General features: G+C 37.1%; 18 protein-coding genes and 1 pseudogene. 3 read left to right on the top strand and 16 right to left on the bottom strand.

Going from position 1 to position 20,756, the window contains the following annotated elements; genetic code table 11:
• Positions 1 to 75 precede the first annotated feature (75 nt).
• The gene (locus ACTQ5J_RS00800) at positions 76 to 954 is read right to left on the bottom strand and encodes a hypothetical protein (RefSeq protein ID WP_441750063.1); all 879 of its coding nucleotides are present in this window, start codon (positions 952 to 954) and stop codon (positions 76 to 78) included.
• Positions 955 to 1,218: 264 nt separating this feature from the next.
• On the opposite strand from ACTQ5J_RS00800, the gene ACTQ5J_RS00795 reads away from it, so the two are divergent.
• Positions 1,219 to 2,049, top strand: coding sequence for a DUF368 domain-containing protein (locus tag ACTQ5J_RS00795; RefSeq protein WP_441750062.1), 831 nt, complete (start codon positions 1,219 to 1,221; stop codon positions 2,047 to 2,049).
• A 64-nt stretch (positions 2,050 to 2,113) separates the two neighbouring features.
• Here ACTQ5J_RS00795 and ACTQ5J_RS00790 read toward each other — a convergent pair whose 3' ends face one another.
• Complete coding sequence (locus ACTQ5J_RS00790; RefSeq protein ID WP_441750061.1) at positions 2,114 to 3,112, bottom strand: LacI family DNA-binding transcriptional regulator; 999 nt, start codon at positions 3,110 to 3,112, stop codon at positions 2,114 to 2,116.
• 235 nt (positions 3,113 to 3,347) lie between these two features.
• On the opposite strand from ACTQ5J_RS00790, the gene malQ reads away from it, so the two are divergent.
• Both malQ and ACTQ5J_RS00780 read left to right on the top strand, forming a co-directional pair.
• Positions 3,348 to 4,910, top strand: coding sequence for a 4-alpha-glucanotransferase (gene malQ, locus ACTQ5J_RS00785; protein ID WP_441750060.1), 1,563 nt, complete (start codon positions 3,348 to 3,350; stop codon positions 4,908 to 4,910).
• Positions 4,911 to 5,026: 116 nt separating this feature from the next.
• Complete coding sequence (locus tag ACTQ5J_RS00780; protein WP_441750059.1) at positions 5,027 to 7,300, top strand: glycogen/starch/alpha-glucan phosphorylase; 2,274 nt, start codon at positions 5,027 to 5,029, stop codon at positions 7,298 to 7,300.
• Positions 7,301 to 7,368: 68 nt separating this feature from the next.
• On the opposite strand, the gene ACTQ5J_RS00775 is transcribed toward ACTQ5J_RS00780, so the two are convergent.
• From ACTQ5J_RS00775 to ACTQ5J_RS00710, 14 genes and pseudogenes are all read right to left on the bottom strand, one after another.
• The gene (locus tag ACTQ5J_RS00775) at positions 7,369 to 7,833 is read right to left on the bottom strand and encodes an S-ribosylhomocysteine lyase (RefSeq protein ID WP_441750058.1); all 465 of its coding nucleotides are present in this window, start codon (positions 7,831 to 7,833) and stop codon (positions 7,369 to 7,371) included.
• A gap of 11 nt (positions 7,834 to 7,844) precedes the next feature.
• A complete protein-coding gene (locus ACTQ5J_RS00770; RefSeq protein ID WP_441750057.1) occupies positions 7,845 to 8,819 on the bottom strand; it encodes a sugar-binding transcriptional regulator in 975 nt (324 codons plus the stop codon).
• Between the two features lie 41 nt (positions 8,820 to 8,860).
• The gene (locus tag ACTQ5J_RS00765) at positions 8,861 to 9,580 is read right to left on the bottom strand and encodes an HAD family hydrolase (RefSeq protein WP_441750056.1); all 720 of its coding nucleotides are present in this window, start codon (positions 9,578 to 9,580) and stop codon (positions 8,861 to 8,863) included.
• Between the two features lie 410 nt (positions 9,581 to 9,990).
• Positions 9,991 to 10,260: a hypothetical protein gene (locus ACTQ5J_RS00760; protein ID WP_441750055.1), complete on the bottom strand. Its 270-nt coding sequence runs from the start codon at positions 10,258 to 10,260 to the stop codon at positions 9,991 to 9,993.
• 8 nt (positions 10,261 to 10,268) lie between these two features.
• Positions 10,269 to 10,523: pseudogene (locus tag ACTQ5J_RS00755) on the bottom strand (ROK family protein); the annotation flags it as partial.
• 267 nt (positions 10,524 to 10,790) lie between these two features.
• Positions 10,791 to 12,290, bottom strand: coding sequence for a UDP-glucose--hexose-1-phosphate uridylyltransferase (gene galT / locus ACTQ5J_RS00750; protein WP_441750054.1), 1,500 nt, complete (start codon positions 12,288 to 12,290; stop codon positions 10,791 to 10,793).
• 210 nt (positions 12,291 to 12,500) lie between these two features.
• Positions 12,501 to 13,316, bottom strand: a complete 816-nt coding sequence (locus ACTQ5J_RS00745) for a metallophosphoesterase (protein WP_441750053.1) — start codon at positions 13,314 to 13,316, stop codon at positions 12,501 to 12,503.
• 167 nt (positions 13,317 to 13,483) lie between these two features.
• Positions 13,484 to 14,329: a hypothetical protein gene (locus ACTQ5J_RS00740; protein ID WP_441750052.1), complete on the bottom strand. Its 846-nt coding sequence runs from the start codon at positions 14,327 to 14,329 to the stop codon at positions 13,484 to 13,486.
• 107 nt (positions 14,330 to 14,436) lie between these two features.
• Positions 14,437 to 15,288, bottom strand: a complete 852-nt coding sequence (locus tag ACTQ5J_RS00735) for a sugar ABC transporter permease (RefSeq protein ID WP_441750051.1) — start codon at positions 15,286 to 15,288, stop codon at positions 14,437 to 14,439.
• A 1-nt stretch (position 15,289) separates the two neighbouring features.
• Entirely contained in the window at positions 15,290 to 16,594 is a 1,305-nt protein-coding gene (locus tag ACTQ5J_RS00730; RefSeq protein WP_441750050.1) for an ABC transporter permease subunit, read from the bottom strand.
• 134 nt (positions 16,595 to 16,728) lie between these two features.
• Positions 16,729 to 17,970: an extracellular solute-binding protein gene (locus ACTQ5J_RS00725; RefSeq protein ID WP_441750049.1), complete on the bottom strand. Its 1,242-nt coding sequence runs from the start codon at positions 17,968 to 17,970 to the stop codon at positions 16,729 to 16,731.
• Positions 17,971 to 18,299: 329 nt separating this feature from the next.
• A complete protein-coding gene (locus ACTQ5J_RS00720) occupies positions 18,300 to 19,247 on the bottom strand; it encodes a LacI family DNA-binding transcriptional regulator (protein WP_441750753.1) in 948 nt (315 codons plus the stop codon).
• Positions 19,248 to 19,288: 41 nt separating this feature from the next.
• Positions 19,289 to 19,750 carry a YaiI/YqxD family protein gene (locus ACTQ5J_RS00715; RefSeq protein ID WP_441750048.1) on the bottom strand — a complete coding sequence of 154 codons (462 nt, stop codon included), beginning with the start codon at positions 19,748 to 19,750 and terminating at the stop codon, positions 19,289 to 19,291.
• 24 nt (positions 19,751 to 19,774) lie between these two features.
• Positions 19,775 to 20,740, bottom strand: a complete 966-nt coding sequence (locus tag ACTQ5J_RS00710) for an ATP-dependent 6-phosphofructokinase (RefSeq protein WP_441750047.1) — start codon at positions 20,738 to 20,740, stop codon at positions 19,775 to 19,777.
• Between the last annotated feature and the right edge of the window lie 16 nt (positions 20,741 to 20,756).

Raw genomic sequence — 20,756 nt, 5'->3', positions numbered from 1 at the left:
TTTTCACATCAAACATACACAGCAACATGATAAAAAAAGGTGTTACAAGTTTAATTTGCAACACCTCTAATTTTTTTATTCTTCAGAACTTTCCTCTGATTCTTGTGATGATTCCAGCCCATCTGATGCATTCTCGTCTTCAGACTCTGCTTCATCTTGGGTATCATCTGAAGGATTTAAGGCATCATAACTACTGTCTGAGTAGAAACTTAAGATTTCTTCAGCCGGTTCGCTATAATCAACTGCTACATACTGTACTTCACCTGCGTCCTCTGCACGTGTTACCCATATTGCTTCGCGATTTCCTGAATTGAAGTAATAACCAACTTGTGATGGGTCACCTAATTTTTCCACAAGTTCATCATATGTTACTCCATTATTTTCATGGTAGTCCAATGCTTCTTCAGGCGTCATATCTAATACATCAAACACTTCACTATCTCTAATTTCTTTGATTACTTGATATAAACCTTCTCCTTCATAAAATTGAATTTTCACTTGGATAGCTGACTCGTCATCAATTGCTAAGTAGTGTAGAAACTCACTGTCTCCATAGGAACTTTCGTATCCTGGCTCTCCAAATAGTTTAATAACGTCTTCAACAGTTAATTCGTTATTTGTTTGTCCTTCTTCGATAAGCAACTCATATTTTTCGTTAATTTCATCATGCGTTAAGTTCTTACTACTGTCGAAGTCATTCCCTGGTTCTAAGTAAACAGCCAACTTCGCGACTTCCTCTTCAGTTAATTCTTTTTTGGTTTCTTCGCTAGATTGTTCAGATGACGCCTCGCTAGTTTCTTCTTCAGTACTTTCCATTTCGCTTTCGGACGTTTCACTTACTTCAGTTGAAACTTCTGATTCGCTTTCCTCTTGGGCTAGTAATTGATGCGTCGGACGAGCTGATGCAATCAGTCCTAATGCCAAGGCAGCTGTTATTAAATTTTTGAATTTCATATTAATTTCCCTCCATTAAGGTTCTTTCCACAATTGACTAATAGTATCATTATCTTAAGTATACGGAAAACTTGAGTTTTTTCGAGTAATAAGCATCAAACGATACAGTTATAAAGGCAAATAGACTACTAGTAACGCTCCAAAACATACAGTTCTTTATAGGACAAACACTTTATAATAGTTAAGTTTGATTGCTGAATGACTCAATTTGAGCTAGAATAACAAAGAACTAACATAAATTATTTAGATGCAATGGAGGAAATTATGAAAGAATCAACGTCACAGAATTGGATTCTAAGATTTGTAAAAGGGATGTTTATAGGTTCAGGTTTTATATTGCCTGGCGTAAGTGGTGGTGCATTAGCAGCCATTTTTGGAATTTACGAAAGAATCATTCGCTTTTTAGCAAATATTACTAAAAACTTTAAAGATGATGTCTTATTTTTTATACCTGTAGGTTTAGGTGCTTTAACTGGTATTGTTATTCTATCTTTCGGCGTCAGTTTCCTTTTGGGTAATTTCGAAACCATCATTCTTTGGTTCTTTGTTGGGTGTATTGTCGGAACTGCTCCATCTTTATGGAAAGAAGCTGGTAAGCAAGGTCGTTCTCAAAAAGACTATCTTATTTTAGGCGTGTCTTTTCTGCTTGGTTTAGTTTTATTATACCTAGGGAAGCAATCTTTTTCTGGTGCTATCGAACCTAGTTTTATCGCATGGTTTATTTCGGGCGCTTTAATTGCACTGGGTATTCTAGTACCTGGATTAAGCCCTTCAAACTTTATCGTTTATATGGGACTTTATACAGCAATGGCAGACGGTTTTAAAACACTCGACTTTTCTGTCATCATTCCAATAGGTATTGGTGGCTTAGTAACCGTGTTACTACTATCGAAAGCAATCGAATTAATTTTCGAACGCTATTATAGTTACTTCTTCCATTTTATAGTAGGGATTGTTCTTGCTTCGACACTAATGATTATCCCTGTTAATTACGTAGGTTTTACAGTCATTGAATACTTGTTATGTGCTGTAATGCTCATTATGGGTACATTACTTGGCAAATGGATGGCTACTTTAGAAGAAAAATACAAATAAAAAAACTAAGCGGTTGACCCACTCATTTTTGTGGCCAACCGCTTAGTTTTTTCTTACTGTCTTCTTAGCGATTAACGAGCACGTGAGGAATAAATTCGTGGGCGAATCGTCTTGGTTTTGTATGTTCATCATTCAACACATCCATCATCATCTGAAAAGCTACTTGTCCTAGTTGCTGTGCTTGTATATCAATAAAAGCATCCTCATGAGTCATTAACACATCGCTAGAGTCATAGGCCTTGAAGGTCAATGCTGGTATTCTCTTCTTCTCTTTCATTCGCCAGCCAGCTTTAAAGCCTTTTGTAACCAATTGGTCAGCAATCACAACCGCATCAACTTCTGAAAATTCACTTATTGCTTCCACAAATCTAAAGCCATCTTCAGCAATAAATTTAACGTCATTAAAAATCCACTCTTCTTTAATAGGTAGTTTGGCTTCTTTTAAAGCCTGTTTGAATCCTTCCAATCGATCGCGAATAAATCTTCGATTCACATCTCCCCCTATAAAGGCAATGTTCTTAGCGCCATTTTCAATTAAGTGTTTCGTTCCTTCATATGAACTTGCTTGATTATCGTTATCTACAAAGTTAACGTACTTTGATGATGGTGTTCCAATCACTACATAAGGAAAATCCATTTCTTGTACTAAATTAAAGGTAGGATCCTCGTCAGATGAATATAAGAAGATTAATCCATCTACTTGTCGACCATGAACCATTTTTTCTACATTACTTTGACGATGTAGACTTGTTTGTCCTGTTGCTAAGAGTAAGGCATAACCAGATTTTGATGCTTCATCATTAATCCCTCTTAATACAGTTGGGAAAAATGGATTCTGGTAGAACGCATCGGTTGCATCTGGTAGAACCAGCCCAACGACAAATGATTTTCTACTCACTAAACTTCTAGCATTTAAATTTGGATAATACTTTAACTCTTTCATTGCTAATCTTACTTTTTCTTTTGTTGCGTCACTAATCGAGGGATTATTTTGAATCACTCGCGAAACTGTCGACGGAGCAACTCCTGCTCTAAATGCAACGTCTTTTATTGTTACAGCCAAGACTTCAACCTCCTGAATAATCAATCGTTTTGCACATCATTATATTTTATTACGCAAACGTTGGCACTAGCCATTCCATTATACGAAAACGGTTTAAGTCTTGCAATGGTAATGTTATCTAAAAAGGTATTTTTAAGAATATCATTAGTTTTACACTAATTTAACGAAAACGTTTGCGTTTGATGGAAAGATTCATTATAATGAATTTGATAAAACTTTAAGGAGGGGATTCCCTATGGAAAGATCGAGTGGTGTGCTATTGCATATTTCCTCATTACCAAATAAATTTGGTATCGGGTCTTTCGGACAATCTGCATATGATTTTGTTGATTTTCTTGTAAAATCAGGTCAAACTTACTGGCAAATTTTACCTTTAACAACAACTAGTTATGGCGATTCTCCATATCAATCTTTTTCAGCTTTTGCTGGAAATACGCATTTTATAGATTTTGATTTACTTGTTAAAGATGGCTTTTTAGAAGAGGCTGACTTTGAACAGGTAGATTTTGGCTCAGATTCAGAGAATATCGACTATGGACTTATTTTTAATAATCGCCGCCCTATTCTAGAAAAAGCTGTTAAAAACTTTTTGAAAAGCGAAGCAATATTTGAATTCAAATTCTTCGTAGAAAAGAATGAAGCTTGGCTAGAACCATTCGCTGAGTATATGGCAATTAAAGAACACTTCAATTTAGTTTCTTGGGAACAATGGGATGAAGATATTCGCTACCGTGATGAATCAACATTAGAGAAATATCGACTAATGTTGGCAGACGAAATGAATTACCACCGGATCACTCAATTTTTATTCTTTAAACAATGGAATGAATTAAAAACTTATGCTAACAAGAACAACATTCAAATCATTGGCGATATGCCAATTTATGTTGCTGGTGATAGTGTTGAAATGTGGTCCACACCACAATTTTTCAAAGTTGATTCGAAAAAACGTCCAACAGTTATTGCAGGAACTCCTCCAGATAACTTTTCAGAAGACGGACAATTCTGGGGTAATCCAATTTATGATTGGGAATACATGAAGCGTCATAATTTCGATTGGTGGGTAACTCGTATGGAAGAGAGCTTTAAACTATACGATGTTGTTAGAATCGACCACTTCCGTGGCTTTGAATCTTATTGGGAAGTCCCAGCCGATGCCAAAACATCCGCATCAGGTAAGTGGGCTAAAGGGCCAGGTATCGCTTTGTTTGATACTATTAAAGAGCGCTTAGGTAACGTTAAAATTATTGCAGAAGATCTAGGATTTATGACGCAAGAAGTTATCGACATGCGCGAAGGCACAGGTTACCCTGGTATGCGTATTTTACAATTTGGATTTAGTACGGTAGATAGTATCGACCTACCACACCGTTATGTTGAAAACTCAGTTACTTATGTAGGGACTCATGATAATGAAACTGCCTTAGGTTGGTTTAAAGATTCTGCGTCTCCTGAGATTCAAGAGCAAGCGAATCGTTACTTACATCGCAAGGAAGACGAAACAATTTCTCACGCATTGAATCGAGGTATCGCAGCTTCACCAAGTTACTTAGCGGTATATACAATGCAAGACTTATTGAATTTAGATAATGATGCACGTATGAACACTCCATCTACCATAGGGATTAACTGGAAATGGAGAATGACAGATAATGCGATAACTGATGCTTTAAGTGAAGAGCTTTATGAATTAAGTGAAATTTACTTCCGATTAAATCATAAAAACCTTCCAGCTGATAAAGTAATTGCTGATGATCTATTATTGGAATCCACTGAAGAAAAGTTAGAAAAGCAATAATTTTTTTTAATACACACATACAAACATTACACACACAATATAAAGCTACAACATGCTGAATTCTATTAACAAGGACTGTTATTTAACTGTTACTAGGAGCAAAAAAGGAGAAAACAATGACTAAATTAGAACAATATACCTTAGATTTATTTAATAAGCCTATTAGAGAGTGTACTTCTCAAGAATTGTACAAAGTACTATTAGATTTAATTCGTGATTCCTCACAAGATCTACCTACACATGAAGATAAAAAGAAATTATACTACTTCTCTGCTGAATTTTTGATTGGAAAGTTATTATCAAACAACTTATTAAATTTAGGAATTTACGATGAAGTAAATAACGAGTTGATTGCTAACGGGAAAAACATCATGGATATTGAACAAGCAGAGTTTGAACCTTCATTAGGTAATGGTGGTTTAGGCCGTTTAGCAGCTTGTTTCGTAGACTCAATCACTACTTTAGGTTTAAACGGTGACGGTGTTGGCTTAAACTATCACTTTGGTTTGTTTAAGCAAGTTTTTAAAGACAATCAACAACATGCGATTAAAGACCCTTGGATCACTGGTGATGACTGGTTAATCAAAAGCGAACGTACTTATGAAGTACCTTTCAAAAAATTCACTTTAAAATCAACTCTTTATGACATTGACGTTTTAGGCTACAACCAAGAAAAACGTAACCGTCTAAGATTATTTGATATCGACAGTGTTAATGCTGACATTATCGAAGATGGTACAATTCATTTTGATAAGACAAAGATCTTAGAAAACTTAACTTTATTCTTATATCCAGATGATTCTGACCGTGAAGGTGAATTATTACGTATTTACCAACAATATTTCATGGTTTCAAATGGTGCACAATTAATTATCGATGAAGCCATTGAAAAAGGAAGCAACTTACATGACTTAGCAGATTTTGCTGTTATTCAAATTAACGATACTCACCCTGCTTTCGTCATTCCAGAAATGATTCGTTTATTAACGGCTCGCGGTATTGAATTCCACGAAGCAGTGCAAATTGTTCAATCTATGACAGCTTTCACGAACCACACTATTCTAGCTGAAGCATTAGAAAAATGGCCAATCAATGAACTTGAAGAAGTCATGCCAGAAATCGTTGCTATTATTCGTCAACTTGACAAACTTAAGAAAAATGAGTTCCCTGGCAACACAGCAGTTGAAATCATTGACGTCCATGGTAATGTACACATGGCAAACATCGCCATTCACTTTGGTTATAGTGTAAACGGTGTTGCTGCTTTACATAGTGATATTCTAAAAGCTGAAACATTAAAAGATTTCTTTGCAATTTACCCAGAAAAATTCTCAAACAAAACAAACGGTATCACATTCCGTCGTTGGATTATGGATGCTAACAAAGGATTAGCTGATTACTTAGATCAATTAATCGGTGAAGACTGGCGACAAACTGAAAACTTAGAAACTTTACTTGATTTCAAGGAAGATGTTGAAGTAATCGAAAAATTACGTGCAATTAAATTCAACAACAAGTTACGCTTGAAGAAACGTTTACAAGATACAATGGGTGTTGATATTAACGAACATTCAATTATCGACGTTCAAATCAAACGTCTACATGAATACAAGCGTCAACAAATGAATGCGATGTACGTTATCCATAAATATTTCGACATCAAAGCTGGTAATATTCCAACTACACCAATCACTGTATTATTCGGTGGTAAAGCAGCTAATGCTTATACAATCGCGCGTGACATAATTCATTTAATCCTTACTTTATCTGAATTAATCGCTAACGATCCAGAAGTAAGTCCGCATTTACAATTAGTGATGGTTGAGAACTACAACGTAGCACATGCTCAGTACTTGATTCCTGCTGCTGATATTTCAGAACAAATCTCATTAGCCTCTAAAGAAGCAAGTGGTACTGGTAACATGAAGTTCATGTTAAACGGTGCGTTAACTCTTGGTACTATGGATGGAGCAAACGTTGAGATTCACGGTTTAGTAGGCGACGATAACATTTACACTTTCGGTAAATCAAGTCAGTATGTTATTGATTTATACAACACTAACGGTTACCGCTCACATGAGTTTTACGAGCGTGAGACGATCAAACCGATTGTTGACTTCATCGTAAGTGACGAGTTACTTGCCATAGGTGATAGCACTCGATTAAACCGTCTATACAATGATATTAAATCAAAAGACTGGTTCATGGCCTTACTTGACTTAGAAGAATATATTGAAGTAAAAGAAAAAATGTTGAAAGATTACGAAGACCATACTGCATGGACTGAAAAAGCGATTGTTAACATTGCAAAAGCTGGCTTCTTCTCTTCTGACAGAACAATTAGACAATACAACAATGAAATTTGGCATTTAACACCACACAACAACTAATTTCATAACAAAAAATCGCTAGTTGGCTTCTCTAAGAAGTCTAACTAGCGATTTTTTTGTTGTTAAAGCTAAATCGTTTTTCGTACAAATGGATCAATACTAATCCCCTGTTCTAATACTTGTTTAGCATATTCTTGCGCACTAAATAAAGAATGGTCCTTATAGTTTCCACATTCTTTGGCAGTTGTTGCTTCAATTGCAGTAGCGTCTAGCACAACCTTTAGTACGTTCTTTAATGCCTTGGCTATCTCTTCTGTTGTATGATTGTCCCAAATAACGAGGTAAAAACCTGTTCGACAGCCCATTGGTGAGATATCAATTAATCCTGGCAACTCATCTCGCATATGAATGGCTAAAAAATGCTCTAATGTGTGCATCGCAGAAGTCGTTAACGCTTCTTGATTTGGTTGTAAAAAGCGCAAATCGTATTTTTGAAGACTTGCACCTGTTGAGTGTATTTCTTGTCCCGCTAACCTTACATAAGGTGCTTGAACAACATTATGATCTAATGAAAAACTTTCTACTTTCGCCATTGTTATCTCCTTTATTTTATATTCGCTTCATTCTCTTCTTCAATTGTTTGATCGACTATTTTTTCAGCTAGGGTATCGGTTGTCACAAGAACATTAATCAGTCGATTATCCAAAGCAGTTTTGACTGCTTCAGCTTTACGATCACCATAAACTACGGTCATCACTAATGGGATATCCGCTAGGTCCGTTAGACTTACGCCCAATACGTTTTGATTAATATCAGCCTTCACTTCAGTTCCCGTTTTATCAAAGAAACGTGAATTTATCACACCAACGACTTCCTTCTCCGCTAATTCGCTGACATCTTCGACACTTAAATAGCCAATCCGTCTCATATTAGTTTCTTGGTCTAAACTCGAGATTCCGACCAAAGCTAATTCCACAAAACGTCCTTCTTCAAGTACACTTTGGATTGCACGGTTGTTACTCAGTTCCTCGTGTAATACTTGATTAGATACCAAGGCAGGCGCATATAAATACTTGGCCTTTCCTCGCATTTTTCGTGCTAAATCGTAACATAATTGATTCGACTGAATATCGAAATAATCATCACTCAAGCCACCAATGAGAGGCAGTACGCTCACATCTGGATGATTAATAAATGGAAAGTGATCCACCAGCCCTCTTAATGAATTCCCCCAAGAAATACCGATACTGCGGTAATCTTCAACAATACTTTTCAAATATAAGGCTGCTTGTTGACTTGCCATTTTCTTTATTTCATCGTGACTTAAGTTAAATGAATCAATGATAATCGCATTTTTTAAATTAAATTGCTTCTCTAACTTTCGCTCAATGCTTGCTGTATAAGCATTTTCACTATTAATAATAATTTCAACGATACCTTCATTTTTGGCGTCCATCAATATTTTGGAAATTAACGAACGTGACACACCTCTTTGACGAGCGATTTCTGCTTGTGTCAGACCTTCTTCGTAATACATCGAAGCAATTTTAACAATTTCTTTATCATTTAGTTTCTCCAATAAACTTTATTCCTTTCTTTCATGCCATTCGTTAGTCTATCTTAGAGGTTGAATGCATGTTTTTGAATAAAATCACGCACTTCAAGTAAATTATTCACTGAATAATCTGCTTGGATAGGCGGTAGCTTAAGCGTCGATAGGTCTGTCGCAATCTTTATTTTCCCTGGATAAGATGGTAGATCCGATAAGTCGTCCTTCACATGGAATGACGTAATGTTCGCTCGATTCGCTGCTTTTACACCAGCGGGTGAGTCTTCCATCACAATAGCGTTGTCTGGATGTACACCAGCTTTTTTACAAGCGGTTAAAAATATCTCTGGATTGGGTTTGCCTTTACTGACTTCATCCCCCGCCACTTTGATATCAAAGTAATCGCTCACACCTTCTAATTTTAAATAAAGGTCAACCACCTGTCGCTTAGATGAAGAGGCAACTGCTATTTGGCTTTGATTACTTTTCGCAAATTCTAGAATTTCAACTAGCCCGAGTTTCTTTTGAACGGTCCGACGTTCTTCTATGAGTTGATATTTTAAATTAGTAATATCTTCTCGCCATTTGACAACCGCTTCATCTTCTTGATAAATAGTCTGTAAGGTTTTCACGATGTCCGCTTGTGTTTTGCCTAGGACGTGTGAGAAGACAATGGGTTTTAATTCGAAGCCATGTACTTTAGCTGTTTCAAAGTAGCACTCATAAACAAGTCGTTCTGTATCAAACATTAAGCCATCCATATCAAAAATGAACAATTCTTTTTTTGGCATCTGTAACCTTCCTTATCAAATTATTCTTTCGTAACGCATGGCAGTATTATAACACTATTCTTACTTTCTTGCTGATTCATATCGATGCTTTCTATCATTCAAGTTAGCTGCTGGTAATCTTCTGTTCCTTCCACTGTATCACTTCTACAGTAGTGGAAACTACCTATTTTTCTCTAAAATCCCAAAAAACAGTATGAACAAACACCCTTGAGTAACCGTAAAAAGCACCGCCAACAAAATATGTCAGAATTATGAATTAGAACATAAAAAGGCCCCCTTCATTCCCGTCTGAATATGACTGGAATAAAAGGGTCCTCTATAACTGATTCAGTTAAATATCGTGATTAACACTAAGTAAACCCGCACCAATCGTTGATACCGTCAAACGCTCTAGGATGTGATCAGGGTCTTTATGAACGAGTCCAGTAAGTAAGCTGATCTTTGATTGCAGCCACTAAACGAGGATTATGATAAGCCACGTTACCGCCCAACGTAATATGAGCAGGTTCTAAAACGCAAATCACCACAAATAAACCTAATACAAAACTCTTTGCACAATTTTCGATAATTTTAATAGCTTTCTTATCAGCAAGAATATGTTTTTCAAATACCTCACGCGTCTTAATCGAATCATCAATATAAACAAGTCGTCTAGCTTTTTCGATTGCCGCTCCATCCACAATATTCTCTAACGTTTCAGTCTTTTCCCGTACGAAATCGGTAAAAAGACCATTTCGCATGAAAAGACTGAGCCAGGAATCATTTGATGATTGATATTATGAGCGTTGGCAATCCCAGTCGAGATTGTCACACAGATAAATAGTTCATCTGCAGCCATTGCTTCTGTATGATGTTCGGCGTAAGCTGCCACTTTAACCTCATGATTAATTGCAATGGGTAGCTTTACCTCTAAAGTGTCTCTTAGAGGTTCAGCAACTGGAAAATTTTCACACCATTTTTATGTTCTACTTTCCCTGATAAAGCAATTCAAATCCCTGCAAGTTCACTTAACTTTCGATTACTTGTTTTTAAATTTTTTTGAATTCTACTTAAGATGCTTTGGAATAATGCTTGGGCATCTTGTGAATTACTTAGACTCGTATACAAAGTTTTAAGTGGCCCTACCGCTCAACCAAAGCGAAGGCTATCTTTGTTCCACCAATATCAATACTTAATGCAAACTCTTTTCGCTTCATTTTATGTACGCGTCTTATTTGAGAGTCAAGCCATCAACAAAAGCTCTAAAGGCTTCCACTCCAATTTCATCATGTTTGAAGACACCAGCATGCTCTAAAATTGTCGCAAAACGATGTCCGACTTCTGCTTTAATTATGTCATCAACGTTTTCTTCAGTAATATCATGTGTTTCTTTAATCATTTCTGCCCAATCAAGATGCTTTTCTTCTAATTGGTGGTCATTATTTAATAAAAAGGCTTTAACTTCAGCTAACTCTGTTTTTAAACGAGGCGGTAAAATCGCTAAGCCCATCACTTCAATTAAGCCAATATTCTCTTGCTTAATATGTTGAACTTCAGGATGAGGATGAAAAATCCCATCTGGAAACTCATCGGATGTGTTATTATCACGTAAAACAATATCTAATTCATAAGCTTCCCCATTATGACGTGCAATCGGCGTTAAGGTATGATGACGCACTCCATCTTCTGTATAGGACCGAATTGACAAGGCGTCGTTCGAATAGGCTTTCCACGCTTCATAAATAAAGTCAGCTGCTTCGACTAAGTCTTCGATTTCTTTACTCTGTAAACGAATGACTGACATTGGCCAATTAACAATTCCAGCCGAAATACTTGGCCATTGCTTTAAAGGGAAATGATAATTGATTGCTGCTTTAGCCATTGGGAAATCATAATGGCCCCCTTGGTAATGATCATGCGATAAAATTGACCCTCCTGAAATAGGCAAATCAGAATTTGAGCCAATAAAATAATGTGGAAATTGTTCAATTAAATATAATAAATTAGCAAAAGTCTGCTTAGTAATCGACATTGGACGATGTTCTTCTGCTAAGAAAATTGCATGTTCTGGGAAATAAGCATACGGCGAATATTGAAAGCCCCAAGCATCACCTTTTAAATCTACTCGAATAACCCGGTGAGTTGAACGCGCTGGGTAATTGACTTTCCCTAAATAGCCTTCATTTTCCATACATAACTGACACTGGGGATATTTGACTGATTTAGCTTGGCTTTCTGCTAATATTTGCTTAGCATTCTTCTCTGGTTTAGATAAATTAATCGTAATTTCCAATGGTCCATATTGAGTCTCCGTTGAAAATTCAATATTTTGAGCAATCGCTCTTGTTTTAATATAATCATTTCGACGGCTTAATTCATAAAAATAATCCGTTGCCCTTTCAGGCGACTGTTGGCGTAATTCATGAAATTTGTGATTCACTTGTGAGGGGGCAGGCGACATAAAGTCCATTAAGCGACTTTCTAAAATTTCTCGGGTCGATTGAAAATCCTCAACGACTTGATTGACAACTGCTTGATCTACCATGGCATCCAACAATACTAATGTGTCTGCCTTTAAAACACTTATTTCTTCTGGAACAGCTGAAAAATCTTCCTCACCAAGCAAAGCTAATACTTGATTACAAAGATAATTATGGTCCATCTCTTCAAATTGATCGTTATATTGAATAACTCTTTTAACAAATTCGATGATAACATTACTAATATGCATAACATACTCCTTTAATCGCAATTGGAAACTATTGAAGTCATTATCTCAATTCAAACTCAATAACTCAACATTATTATAAAAGTTTTTCGATTCTTTCTTCCAGCCCCTTGTATCTAAGAGCAAGAGTCCATAATAAAACAACAAGAATCATTGATCTTTGGATCAACACAAATTAAAACTGCTGGCGAAACAAGCCCTTTTCATTCGAACTCATGGTTTAAAGACCCATAAAGAATCAGTTAATTCTCGATACAATTCCTTCGTCCGCCATTGCTTTTGATAACCCAAAGAATTGGTAATAAATTTCGTTCCATCTCGTTGAATTTCCCCTCGATAATGTACATGCCCCATTACGCTGTAGTCGATACTAAACTCCTGATATATATCATCAAAATCATTGGTTGCGATATAAGCGTTAAAGAAATCAAATATTTTATTCGGCATTGGAATCGTAAATTCAGGAATGGTAATGACATGCGTGACTAAGATGATCTTTGGGCGATTTACTTGAACAATATGTTTTCTAGCTTCATCACTAAAATACTTAGATAATTCACCATCGTTCACAGGCCATTTCGAGTGCACTTTATCTTGCCAAGTTGCCATTCGATATTTACCAATTTCCAATTCTTCTTTTGAAAACCTTGGGTCGTGATAAGTATGATTATACCAACCTGGGCTACCAACAATGCCGTATTGTTCATTTAATACCAAGGGCGCATTCATTAAAGATTGAGGATGACTTTTAAATATTTCATGTACTTGCTTAGTATGTTTCACGGCCTCTTCCATTTCCCAATAATCATGGTTGCCTGGGATGAAATAGATTGGCACACCCGTAATCTGTTGGAGCCTCTCGACAAAGCGAGTGGTCGTACTATGATGGTTAGAAATATCGCCGCCAATAATTAAAGTGTCGATATAACGATCATGGATCAGATGAGCGAGCGTGCTCAAGAAATCTTCTGGCTGATACTTTGGACTAGAGTCGATATGCAAATCGGAAATAAAACCTATTTTCTTCATGTTTTCCCCCTTTCTGATTGCCATGTAAGTCTCTTTAGCATTCAAGCGGTTTATTTTCACTATTGTACCATAGTTACTCAATTAGATTAAAAAGAAGCCAAGCGGTTTCACCATTTGGCTTCTTAAATGTGATACACGATTAGGCTTAGTCTACTTTGGCTGTTTCATTATTTGGGTACTTCAGCTGCTTGTTGCTTAGCAACATATTTATCTTGGAAATGAGTCTTCCAATACATCCATAATAGAACTAAAACAAATCCAATTCCTTGGAAAGTCAACATCAGAATTGGATCCTGAGTGAAAAAGCCAAGTAATGTGGCAAGAAAGGTTGGAAGTAAAAAGGCATGTAAACAGATATGTAAGGCTTCACGGTAGGATTGTATGCTATAAAGGTTGCTTAAGCGCATAAATGATAGGAATAAGCTCGAACCTAAAATTACAAATAAAGAACTTAATAACATTAATAGCCAAACATTAATAAAATTGGTTAACACAACAGACATCCGGTTGACTTCAAACCATTGGCGTGATAATTCACTAATCATAGCTTCTTCTGACTCCTCTGAAGTTAAAGTCGAGTTTGTTAGATAAGTTTGTTGAATCAACGGACGATCAGCTTCTTTTATTAGAAAGGAAGTTGAGGTCAAAATAACCCCTGTTTTATTCTCGATAGCCTTTAGTCCATCTGCTTCTTCAGAATATAAAGCAAGAATAGTTGAGTTTTCATCTAAGATTATCGTATCTGTTGTAATCTCAAAGCCTCCTGCTGTGGGTGTTAAGTTTTGTACTTCTTCTACAAAATCAGATGTAATCACTGACATTGCCTGTGGCACAAAGTCATTTAAACTCACTTCTTTAATACGCCCTAGACTAAAGGACATCGGCATTAATAAACAACCAGTTAAAACAAATATGATTACAATCATCTGCCAAATTTTTAAATACTGACGTTTGGTAAAACTTAAAATAGGTGAAAAACTATATTTGATATAGTTTAAAGGGAAAATTTCCATAATGTGACTCTCCATTCATTTGAACTAATAAAAGTGTAACATAAATTACAAACAAAAAGGCATCGCTTTCCTGGTAGAAAACACGATGCCTTGTACTATTTAACTCATTACCCTTTTGTACCACCTGCAACTAAACCAGAAACAAAGTTTTTCTGTAGCATGAAGAATAAAATTGAGATAGGTAAGGCGATTAATATTGCGCCTGCCGCAAATAATGCAACACGTTGATTTCGTGTATCGTTTAAGAAGGTTTGTAGACCAACTGCAACCGTATAGTATTCTTGATTACGTAAAATAAATTTCGATAGCATGTAGTCACCGAATGGTCCCATAAAGGCCCACAAAGCTTGAACAGCGATCATCGGGCGAACTAACGGTAAAACAATTTGACCGAAAATTCTGAAGTGACCTGCCCCATCTAGCTTAGCGGATTCGTCTAAGTCATAAGGTACCGTATCGAAATAGCCTTTCATCAACCAAGTATTCATTGGAATGCCTCCCCCAATGTATAGGAAAGATAAGAACCATGATTCGTTAATTGCATCTAATAACAGCGCCATTACGAAGAATGCCGTTAGAGCAGCCGTCGTAGGTACCATTTGAATGACCAAGAAGAAAAGTAAGCTTTGTTTTCGCCCAATAAAGTTGTACCGTGAGTATGCGTAACCAGCAATCGTTACAATAAATACTTGAGCCACCATTGTTGTAATCGCAACGATTAATGTGTTCTTATACCATTGTAAGTAGCGTGTTTCTTCGAAAAGACGTCTAAAGTTTTCAAGTGTCCACTGAGTATCTAATCTTAAAGCAAAGGCCGTTGTGTTACCCGGTTGAAATGCTGATGTTACCGTAATTGCTAATGGATACACAATAATAATTGATAACACTATTAAGAATAGATAAGTGAAAAATCTAACTAAAAACTTATTAAGTTTAGCTGAACTTCCAATATTTTTCATATTAAATATCCTCCATATTAAAGGCATTTGTACGCTTGAAGACAATCAGTGATACTGTAATCACCACTAAAGACACGATTAATGTTAGCGCGGCTGCCATAGAATATTGTGGTGTTCCACTTGTTGTCAACTTATAAATCCATGAAATTAGAATATCTGTCTGACCGGCTCCTCCACCAGCACTTCCGGGACCTCCATCGTTAAAGAGGTAGATCATCGAGAAGTTATTAAAGTTTCCGGTATATTGAGTAACAAATATTGGTGCTGCGACGGACAGTATAACTGGTAAAGTGATGCTCTTGAATTGGTCAATCGCATTCGCTCCATCAATTCGAGCGGCTTCATATAAGTCTTCAGAAATTGATTGTAAAATACTTGTAACCATTACATAAATATATGGGAAACCTAACCAACCTTGGATCATAATAATCGCAATCTTTGTCCAGAATGGATTAGTCTTCCAAGCAATTAAACCAATATTGACGAATGGTAAGTTGTTAATAAATGGAATGACTTGCGTGTTAATAGCACCAATTGAATCGTTAAACATATTCGAGAAAGTCATGATCGTAATGAACGCTGGAACAGCCCACGGTAACAAGAAAATAACACCAAAGAGACGTTTTCCTTTAATGAATTTCTGATTGGCTACAACTGCAGTTAAAATTCCTAAGAATATTTGAAGAGTTGTCGCACACGCAGTCCAGATAACTGTCCAACTAAATACTGAGAAGAAGGCATCTCTAAAAGTACTGAGTAAGAAAATATCTGCGAAGTTTTCAAATCCAACCCAACTAATCAAGTTGAATGGCGGAGTAGTCATGAAATCATAATCCATAAATGCCATAAATATAGTAACTAGCACTGGGAAAACAATCGCAAAAATCATGAATAGGTAAGCAGGTACGATTAATAAATAAGGGAAACCATTTAGGTAAACGTTATTTAATAATTCACTGATTGTCTGATTGACTTTTAAACCAAGTTTTCTACTTTTAGCAACTTTTCCCGCATCATATATATTAAAAACATAGAAGAAGACGAAAATAATCGTCACCAAAATTTGAATGGTCCCTTGAATCATTAAGAACAGTGAATGATCTTCACCCGCCACGCTTCCTAAACTAATCAAGCCAGCAAAAGCTGAAATCCCATAAGTGTACATTTCATAAATGAATAAAGCGCCTACCACTAGAAAGAGTAGTCCTTTAATAAGTTGTCGATTATATAATTGCCCAAAGCCTGGAATAATTGAGAGCAGTCTCGCTGTATGAGGACTATGATTTGGTTTGGCTGTTTGTTCCATGCAATAAAACCTCCTTGATACGCATGCCACTAAAAAATAAACTTGCGTATTTCTTTCTAAATTAATGTATGACCTCGAATAAAAAGCTGGTGAGCATTTAGTTAGCCCACCAGACAGTCTATTATTTAATCGTTTTAGTATTTTTGTTCAATTGTTTGAGTGATTAACTCTACCGCTGCATCTGCTGATTCTTGTGCAGTTTTGTTACCTGAAGCAGCATCAAACATTAAGTTCTCAGCGCCAACCCAAACTTCTGCCATTTGTGGGATATTTGGCATTGGTTCTGCGTTTGCATACACTTCGATAACCGCAGTTGTTAATTCATTTCCCGCTGCTACTGCCGCATCACGTGATGCATGGTTAGCTGGAACTTCATTTAATTCATTGTATAAGTGATTTTGTTGTTCTTCTGTTGATACCCAGTCAATAAATTGTTGTGCTAATTCTTTTTTCTCAGAATAGTTAGAGATTACCCAACCTTTTCCTCCACCAAATGGTGTATATTCTTCACCGTTTGGTAATGTAGGAATTTTAGCGACGCCGAATGGTAAGCCAGCTTCTGCAAAGGCTGCTGCATCCCAAGGCCCACTAATGATTGCTGCAGTATCACCGTTTAAGAATGATTGGTTCATGAAGTCGCCTGAAGCCGTTACATCTTGCATACCTTGTGGCCAAACGTTTTGGAACCAGTCAACTGCATATTCAATACCTGCTACTGCTTCTGGTGTGTTTAAACCAACATCATTAAAGTCAGTACCTTCAGATCCGAATACGTAACCACCGTAACCAGCGATTAATCCGTATGAGAAGTAGAAGTCAGTCCATTTAGCTAAGAAACCAACGTTTTTACCTTCTTCATTTTCAAAAGCATAAGCCTCATCTTGAGAAATTGCTTCTAATTCTTCGAAAGTTGTTGGAGCTGCATCTAGTAATTCAGTATTATAGAACATTACCAATGTTTCGATAACACTTGGAGCACCAAATATTTGGCCGTTTGCTGAGACTTGTTGGATATCTGTTTCGTCGTATCCAGCTTCATCAATTAATGTTACAGGGGCTAGTTGTCCTGTCATTCCTAGAGATCCGATACGGTCATATGGTGAAATATATACATCCGCACCTGTCCCTGCAGGTCCATCTAAAGCAATTCCGTCTAACATTTCAAACATGTCTGCATCTAACACTTCGACAGTTACGCCGTACTCTTCTTCAAACTCAGCAATATGTGCACTTACATAATCATAAACACCAGCTGCCGAAACGATTAATGTTTCGCCTTCTTGAGCTTTTACTTGAGTAATAGTACCTGCTACAGTTGATAAAGCGGCTAATGCTGAAACTGATGCTAGAGCTAATTTCTTCCAATTTAATTTCATTTAGGGCCCTCCTTGTTTTTTGGTTACTCGCGCAACCTTTTATTCCCTAATCACATTATGCTATACCGCTTTCATATTTTCAAGCGTTTTCATTTGTTACCGTTAACATCTTTCAAAACATAAAAATTTGGCGACATTCTTCTTGTCTTCACAAAGTCACGATTACTTCCAATGTCATTATTATATCTATTTGATTAAGAAAGATATCATCTTATTGATATGTTAATTTAACCACAAATTTATTATTCCTATTTTGCCTTCGGATTTTAAACTAGCTGAGAAAATAAAATAAGACCTCGATTTGCTGAGGTCTTATTGCTGGCTAACTCTTATTTAGTTGTCCCACGAACAATCAGGGTGGCGTCAAATATTTCATTCGGTGTTTTTAATTTCTTTTTATCAATTTGATGCATCAGTTGCTTGACGCAAGCGCGGCCCATGCCAACGATATCTTGTTTCATTGTGGTCAATTTCGGCGAAGCAATTTGATCCAGAAAAACGCCGTCAAAGCCGATAATGCCATAATCATCTGGTATCGTCAGATTCAACTCTTGCAACCCTCTTTCAACGCCAATCGCGATTCGGTCCGAGGCACAAATAAAACAAGTGTTTGGCTTAAATTTTATCTCTTCCATTGTGAGCCGAGCGGCCAAGGAAGAACTGTTTTTCATTCGATGGATCGCTACATCCTTTTCTGGATAGCGCGCCATCACTGATAGATAGCCATTCTCACGTGATGCTTCAAATAATTCCGGTACATCTATTCCCATAAAAATCACGTGCTCATAGCCTTGATCAATCGCGTATTGCGTGGCAGTCTCAATGCCAGCTTGATTATCCGAGTCGACAAATGGAATGTTATTCGCATTTTCACCAAACAAAACGACTGGTTTATCTAGTTGAGGAATCCATTCAAAGTCAGATTTGCGGGTGCCAGTAATAATATAGCCATCACAATTTCCTAAGTCGACCGAATTTTCTGTCATCAATTGTAAGGCATAACTATGTTTATCTAACTCCTGAGCAATACCATTTAAAAGATTCATGTAATAAGGTTCTGTGATGTCCATTTTTTCTAAAATTAAGACCTTAACTACCATCGTTCGATTGCGGGCTAATGCTTTAGCCGCTGTATTGGGACGGTAATTGAGTTCTTCCATGGCCTGAAAAACAAGATTTTTTAATTCTTCCGTGACTAATTCGGGCTGATTGATGACTCTCGAAACAGTCATCTTTGATACGTTCGCTTTTTGAGCGACATCTTTTAATGTTGCGATAGCCTTCTCCCCCTTTGTATTGGTTGATTATTCTAGCAGCTTTACTGCTTTTGATGTTTGGCTAGCTCTTCTTTAATCATGCGTTCGAGTAACTCTCGAAAGGCTTGGCGCTGCTCCTGTGAAAAGGGGCGCGGTCCTTTGGTTCGATGGCCAGCTTTTCTTAATTGACTGCTGTGATAACGACTGGCTAAGAGTTGATCTATATTCGTCGCTGTATATTCCCAGCCTGTATGATGTAAGACCCGTGCCTTCGGCAGGATTAAAGAGGCCAAGCCATAATCTTGCGTGACTAGAATGTCTCCTTTATGAAGCATGGAGACGATTTTGAAATCCGCCATGTCCTGTCCCTTGTCCACATAAGTCATGCTAACAAAAGCCGGATATTCACGCGTCGTATAGTGGTCGACACTGGTGACAATTTGCACTGTGAGCCCAAATCTTTCTGCCAAGTCAATCACATCCTGCTTAACTGGCGAGGCATCTCCGTCAATAAATAATTGCATGGTTTATACCCCTTTATTCATTAGTTAAATATGGTAACGGTAGCTGTTTGCTGCATATGAAAAAGGTAAGATCATTTCCTTTGAGGCTGACAAGACGTCATCAATATCTTGGCTGACAATTTCTTGCTCGCGAATTCCCATACAACAGCCAGTCCCACCATTTGCTAAATAATCTACCGCTTTTTCACCATAAATTTTACCAACAATTCGATCATCTAGTGACGCCATACCACCTCTTTGGATATGTCCTAGTAAGAGCGGATGAATTTTAAATGTAGACTCACTTTCGATAGTCGTTTTAAATTCTTCTGCAGTCATTGCCCCTTCAGCAATGATCACCAAACGATATTTTTTACCAGAAGCTTTCGAGGCTTCTAAGGCAGCAATCACGTACTCACTATTGAATTCTTCTTTTTGAGTAATAATCACATCCGCATCTAAGGCGATACCAGACCACAAGGCGATATCTCCCGCACGACGTCCCATCACTTCAATCGCAAAGTTATGACCATGACTCGCCGCTGACGTGACAATCCGGTCGACAGAATCCATCACATTATTGAGTGCGGTTCTAAAGCCAATCGTTGAATCGGTCAATGGAATATCATTATCAATCGTGCCTGGCAAAGCAACAACCGGAAAACCTAACTTGATAATCGCTTGAGCACCTTTATAACTACCATCACCACCGATGACAACCAGGCCACTAAAGCCATCATCCTTTAAGCGTTGAATCGTTTTTTCACGTACCTGTGGATCCATGAAAGCCTCAGAGCGAGCAGTCCCTAAGACAGTCCCACCTAAAGCATTAATCTGCTTCACAAAAGCGATTGGTAAAGCCATAGTTTCGTTATTAATTAGCCCATCAAAGCCATTCATAAAACCAACTACCTCAATATCCATTGCTTTAGCAGCAGTAACTACTCCATTAATGACCGCATTCATCCCTGGTGCGTCGCCACCACTCGTTAAAATACCAATTTTTTTCATAGCGTCTCCTTTACTT

The sequence above is a fragment of the Fundicoccus sp. Sow4_F4 genome (assembly GCF_052116145.1).
Classification (GTDB): Bacteria; Bacillota; Bacilli; order Lactobacillales; family Aerococcaceae; genus Fundicoccus.
The sequence above is the reverse complement of the archived record's forward strand: the minus strand, read 5'-3'. Positions and strand labels throughout refer to the sequence as shown.

What these genes read in the sequence shown, in the direction of transcription:
- ACTQ5J_RS00800 (WP_441750063.1), bottom strand. Translation starts at nt 954, where the DNA reads ATGAAATTCAAAAATTTAATAACAGCTGCCTTGGCATTAGGACTGATT.
- ACTQ5J_RS00795 (WP_441750062.1), top strand. Translation starts at nt 1,219, where the DNA reads ATGAAAGAATCAACGTCACAGAATTGGATTCTAAGATTTGTAAAAGGG.
- malQ (WP_441750060.1), top strand. Translation starts at nt 3,348, where the DNA reads ATGGAAAGATCGAGTGGTGTGCTATTGCATATTTCCTCATTACCAAAT.
- ACTQ5J_RS00780 (WP_441750059.1), top strand. Translation starts at nt 5,027, where the DNA reads ATGACTAAATTAGAACAATATACCTTAGATTTATTTAATAAGCCTATT.
- ACTQ5J_RS00775 (WP_441750058.1), bottom strand. Translation starts at nt 7,833, where the DNA reads ATGGCGAAAGTAGAAAGTTTTTCATTAGATCATAATGTTGTTCAAGCA.
- ACTQ5J_RS00765 (WP_441750056.1), bottom strand. Translation starts at nt 9,580, where the DNA reads ATGCCAAAAAAAGAATTGTTCATTTTTGATATGGATGGCTTAATGTTT.
- galT (WP_441750054.1), bottom strand. Translation starts at nt 12,290, where the DNA reads ATGCATATTAGTAATGTTATCATCGAATTTGTTAAAAGAGTTATTCAA.
- ACTQ5J_RS00745 (WP_441750053.1), bottom strand. Translation starts at nt 13,316, where the DNA reads ATGAAGAAAATAGGTTTTATTTCCGATTTGCATATCGACTCTAGTCCA.
- ACTQ5J_RS00740 (WP_441750052.1), bottom strand. Translation starts at nt 14,329, where the DNA reads ATGGAAATTTTCCCTTTAAACTATATCAAATATAGTTTTTCACCTATT.
- ACTQ5J_RS00735 (WP_441750051.1), bottom strand. Translation starts at nt 15,288, where the DNA reads ATGAAAAATATTGGAAGTTCAGCTAAACTTAATAAGTTTTTAGTTAGA.
- ACTQ5J_RS00730 (WP_441750050.1), bottom strand. Translation starts at nt 16,594, where the DNA reads ATGGAACAAACAGCCAAACCAAATCATAGTCCTCATACAGCGAGACTG.
- ACTQ5J_RS00725 (WP_441750049.1), bottom strand. Translation starts at nt 17,970, where the DNA reads ATGAAATTAAATTGGAAGAAATTAGCTCTAGCATCAGTTTCAGCATTA.
- ACTQ5J_RS00715 (WP_441750048.1), bottom strand. Translation starts at nt 19,750, where the DNA reads ATGCAATTATTTATTGACGGAGATGCCTCGCCAGTTAAGCAGGATGTG.
- ACTQ5J_RS00710 (WP_441750047.1), bottom strand. Translation starts at nt 20,740, where the DNA reads ATGAAAAAAATTGGTATTTTAACGAGTGGTGGCGACGCACCAGGGATG.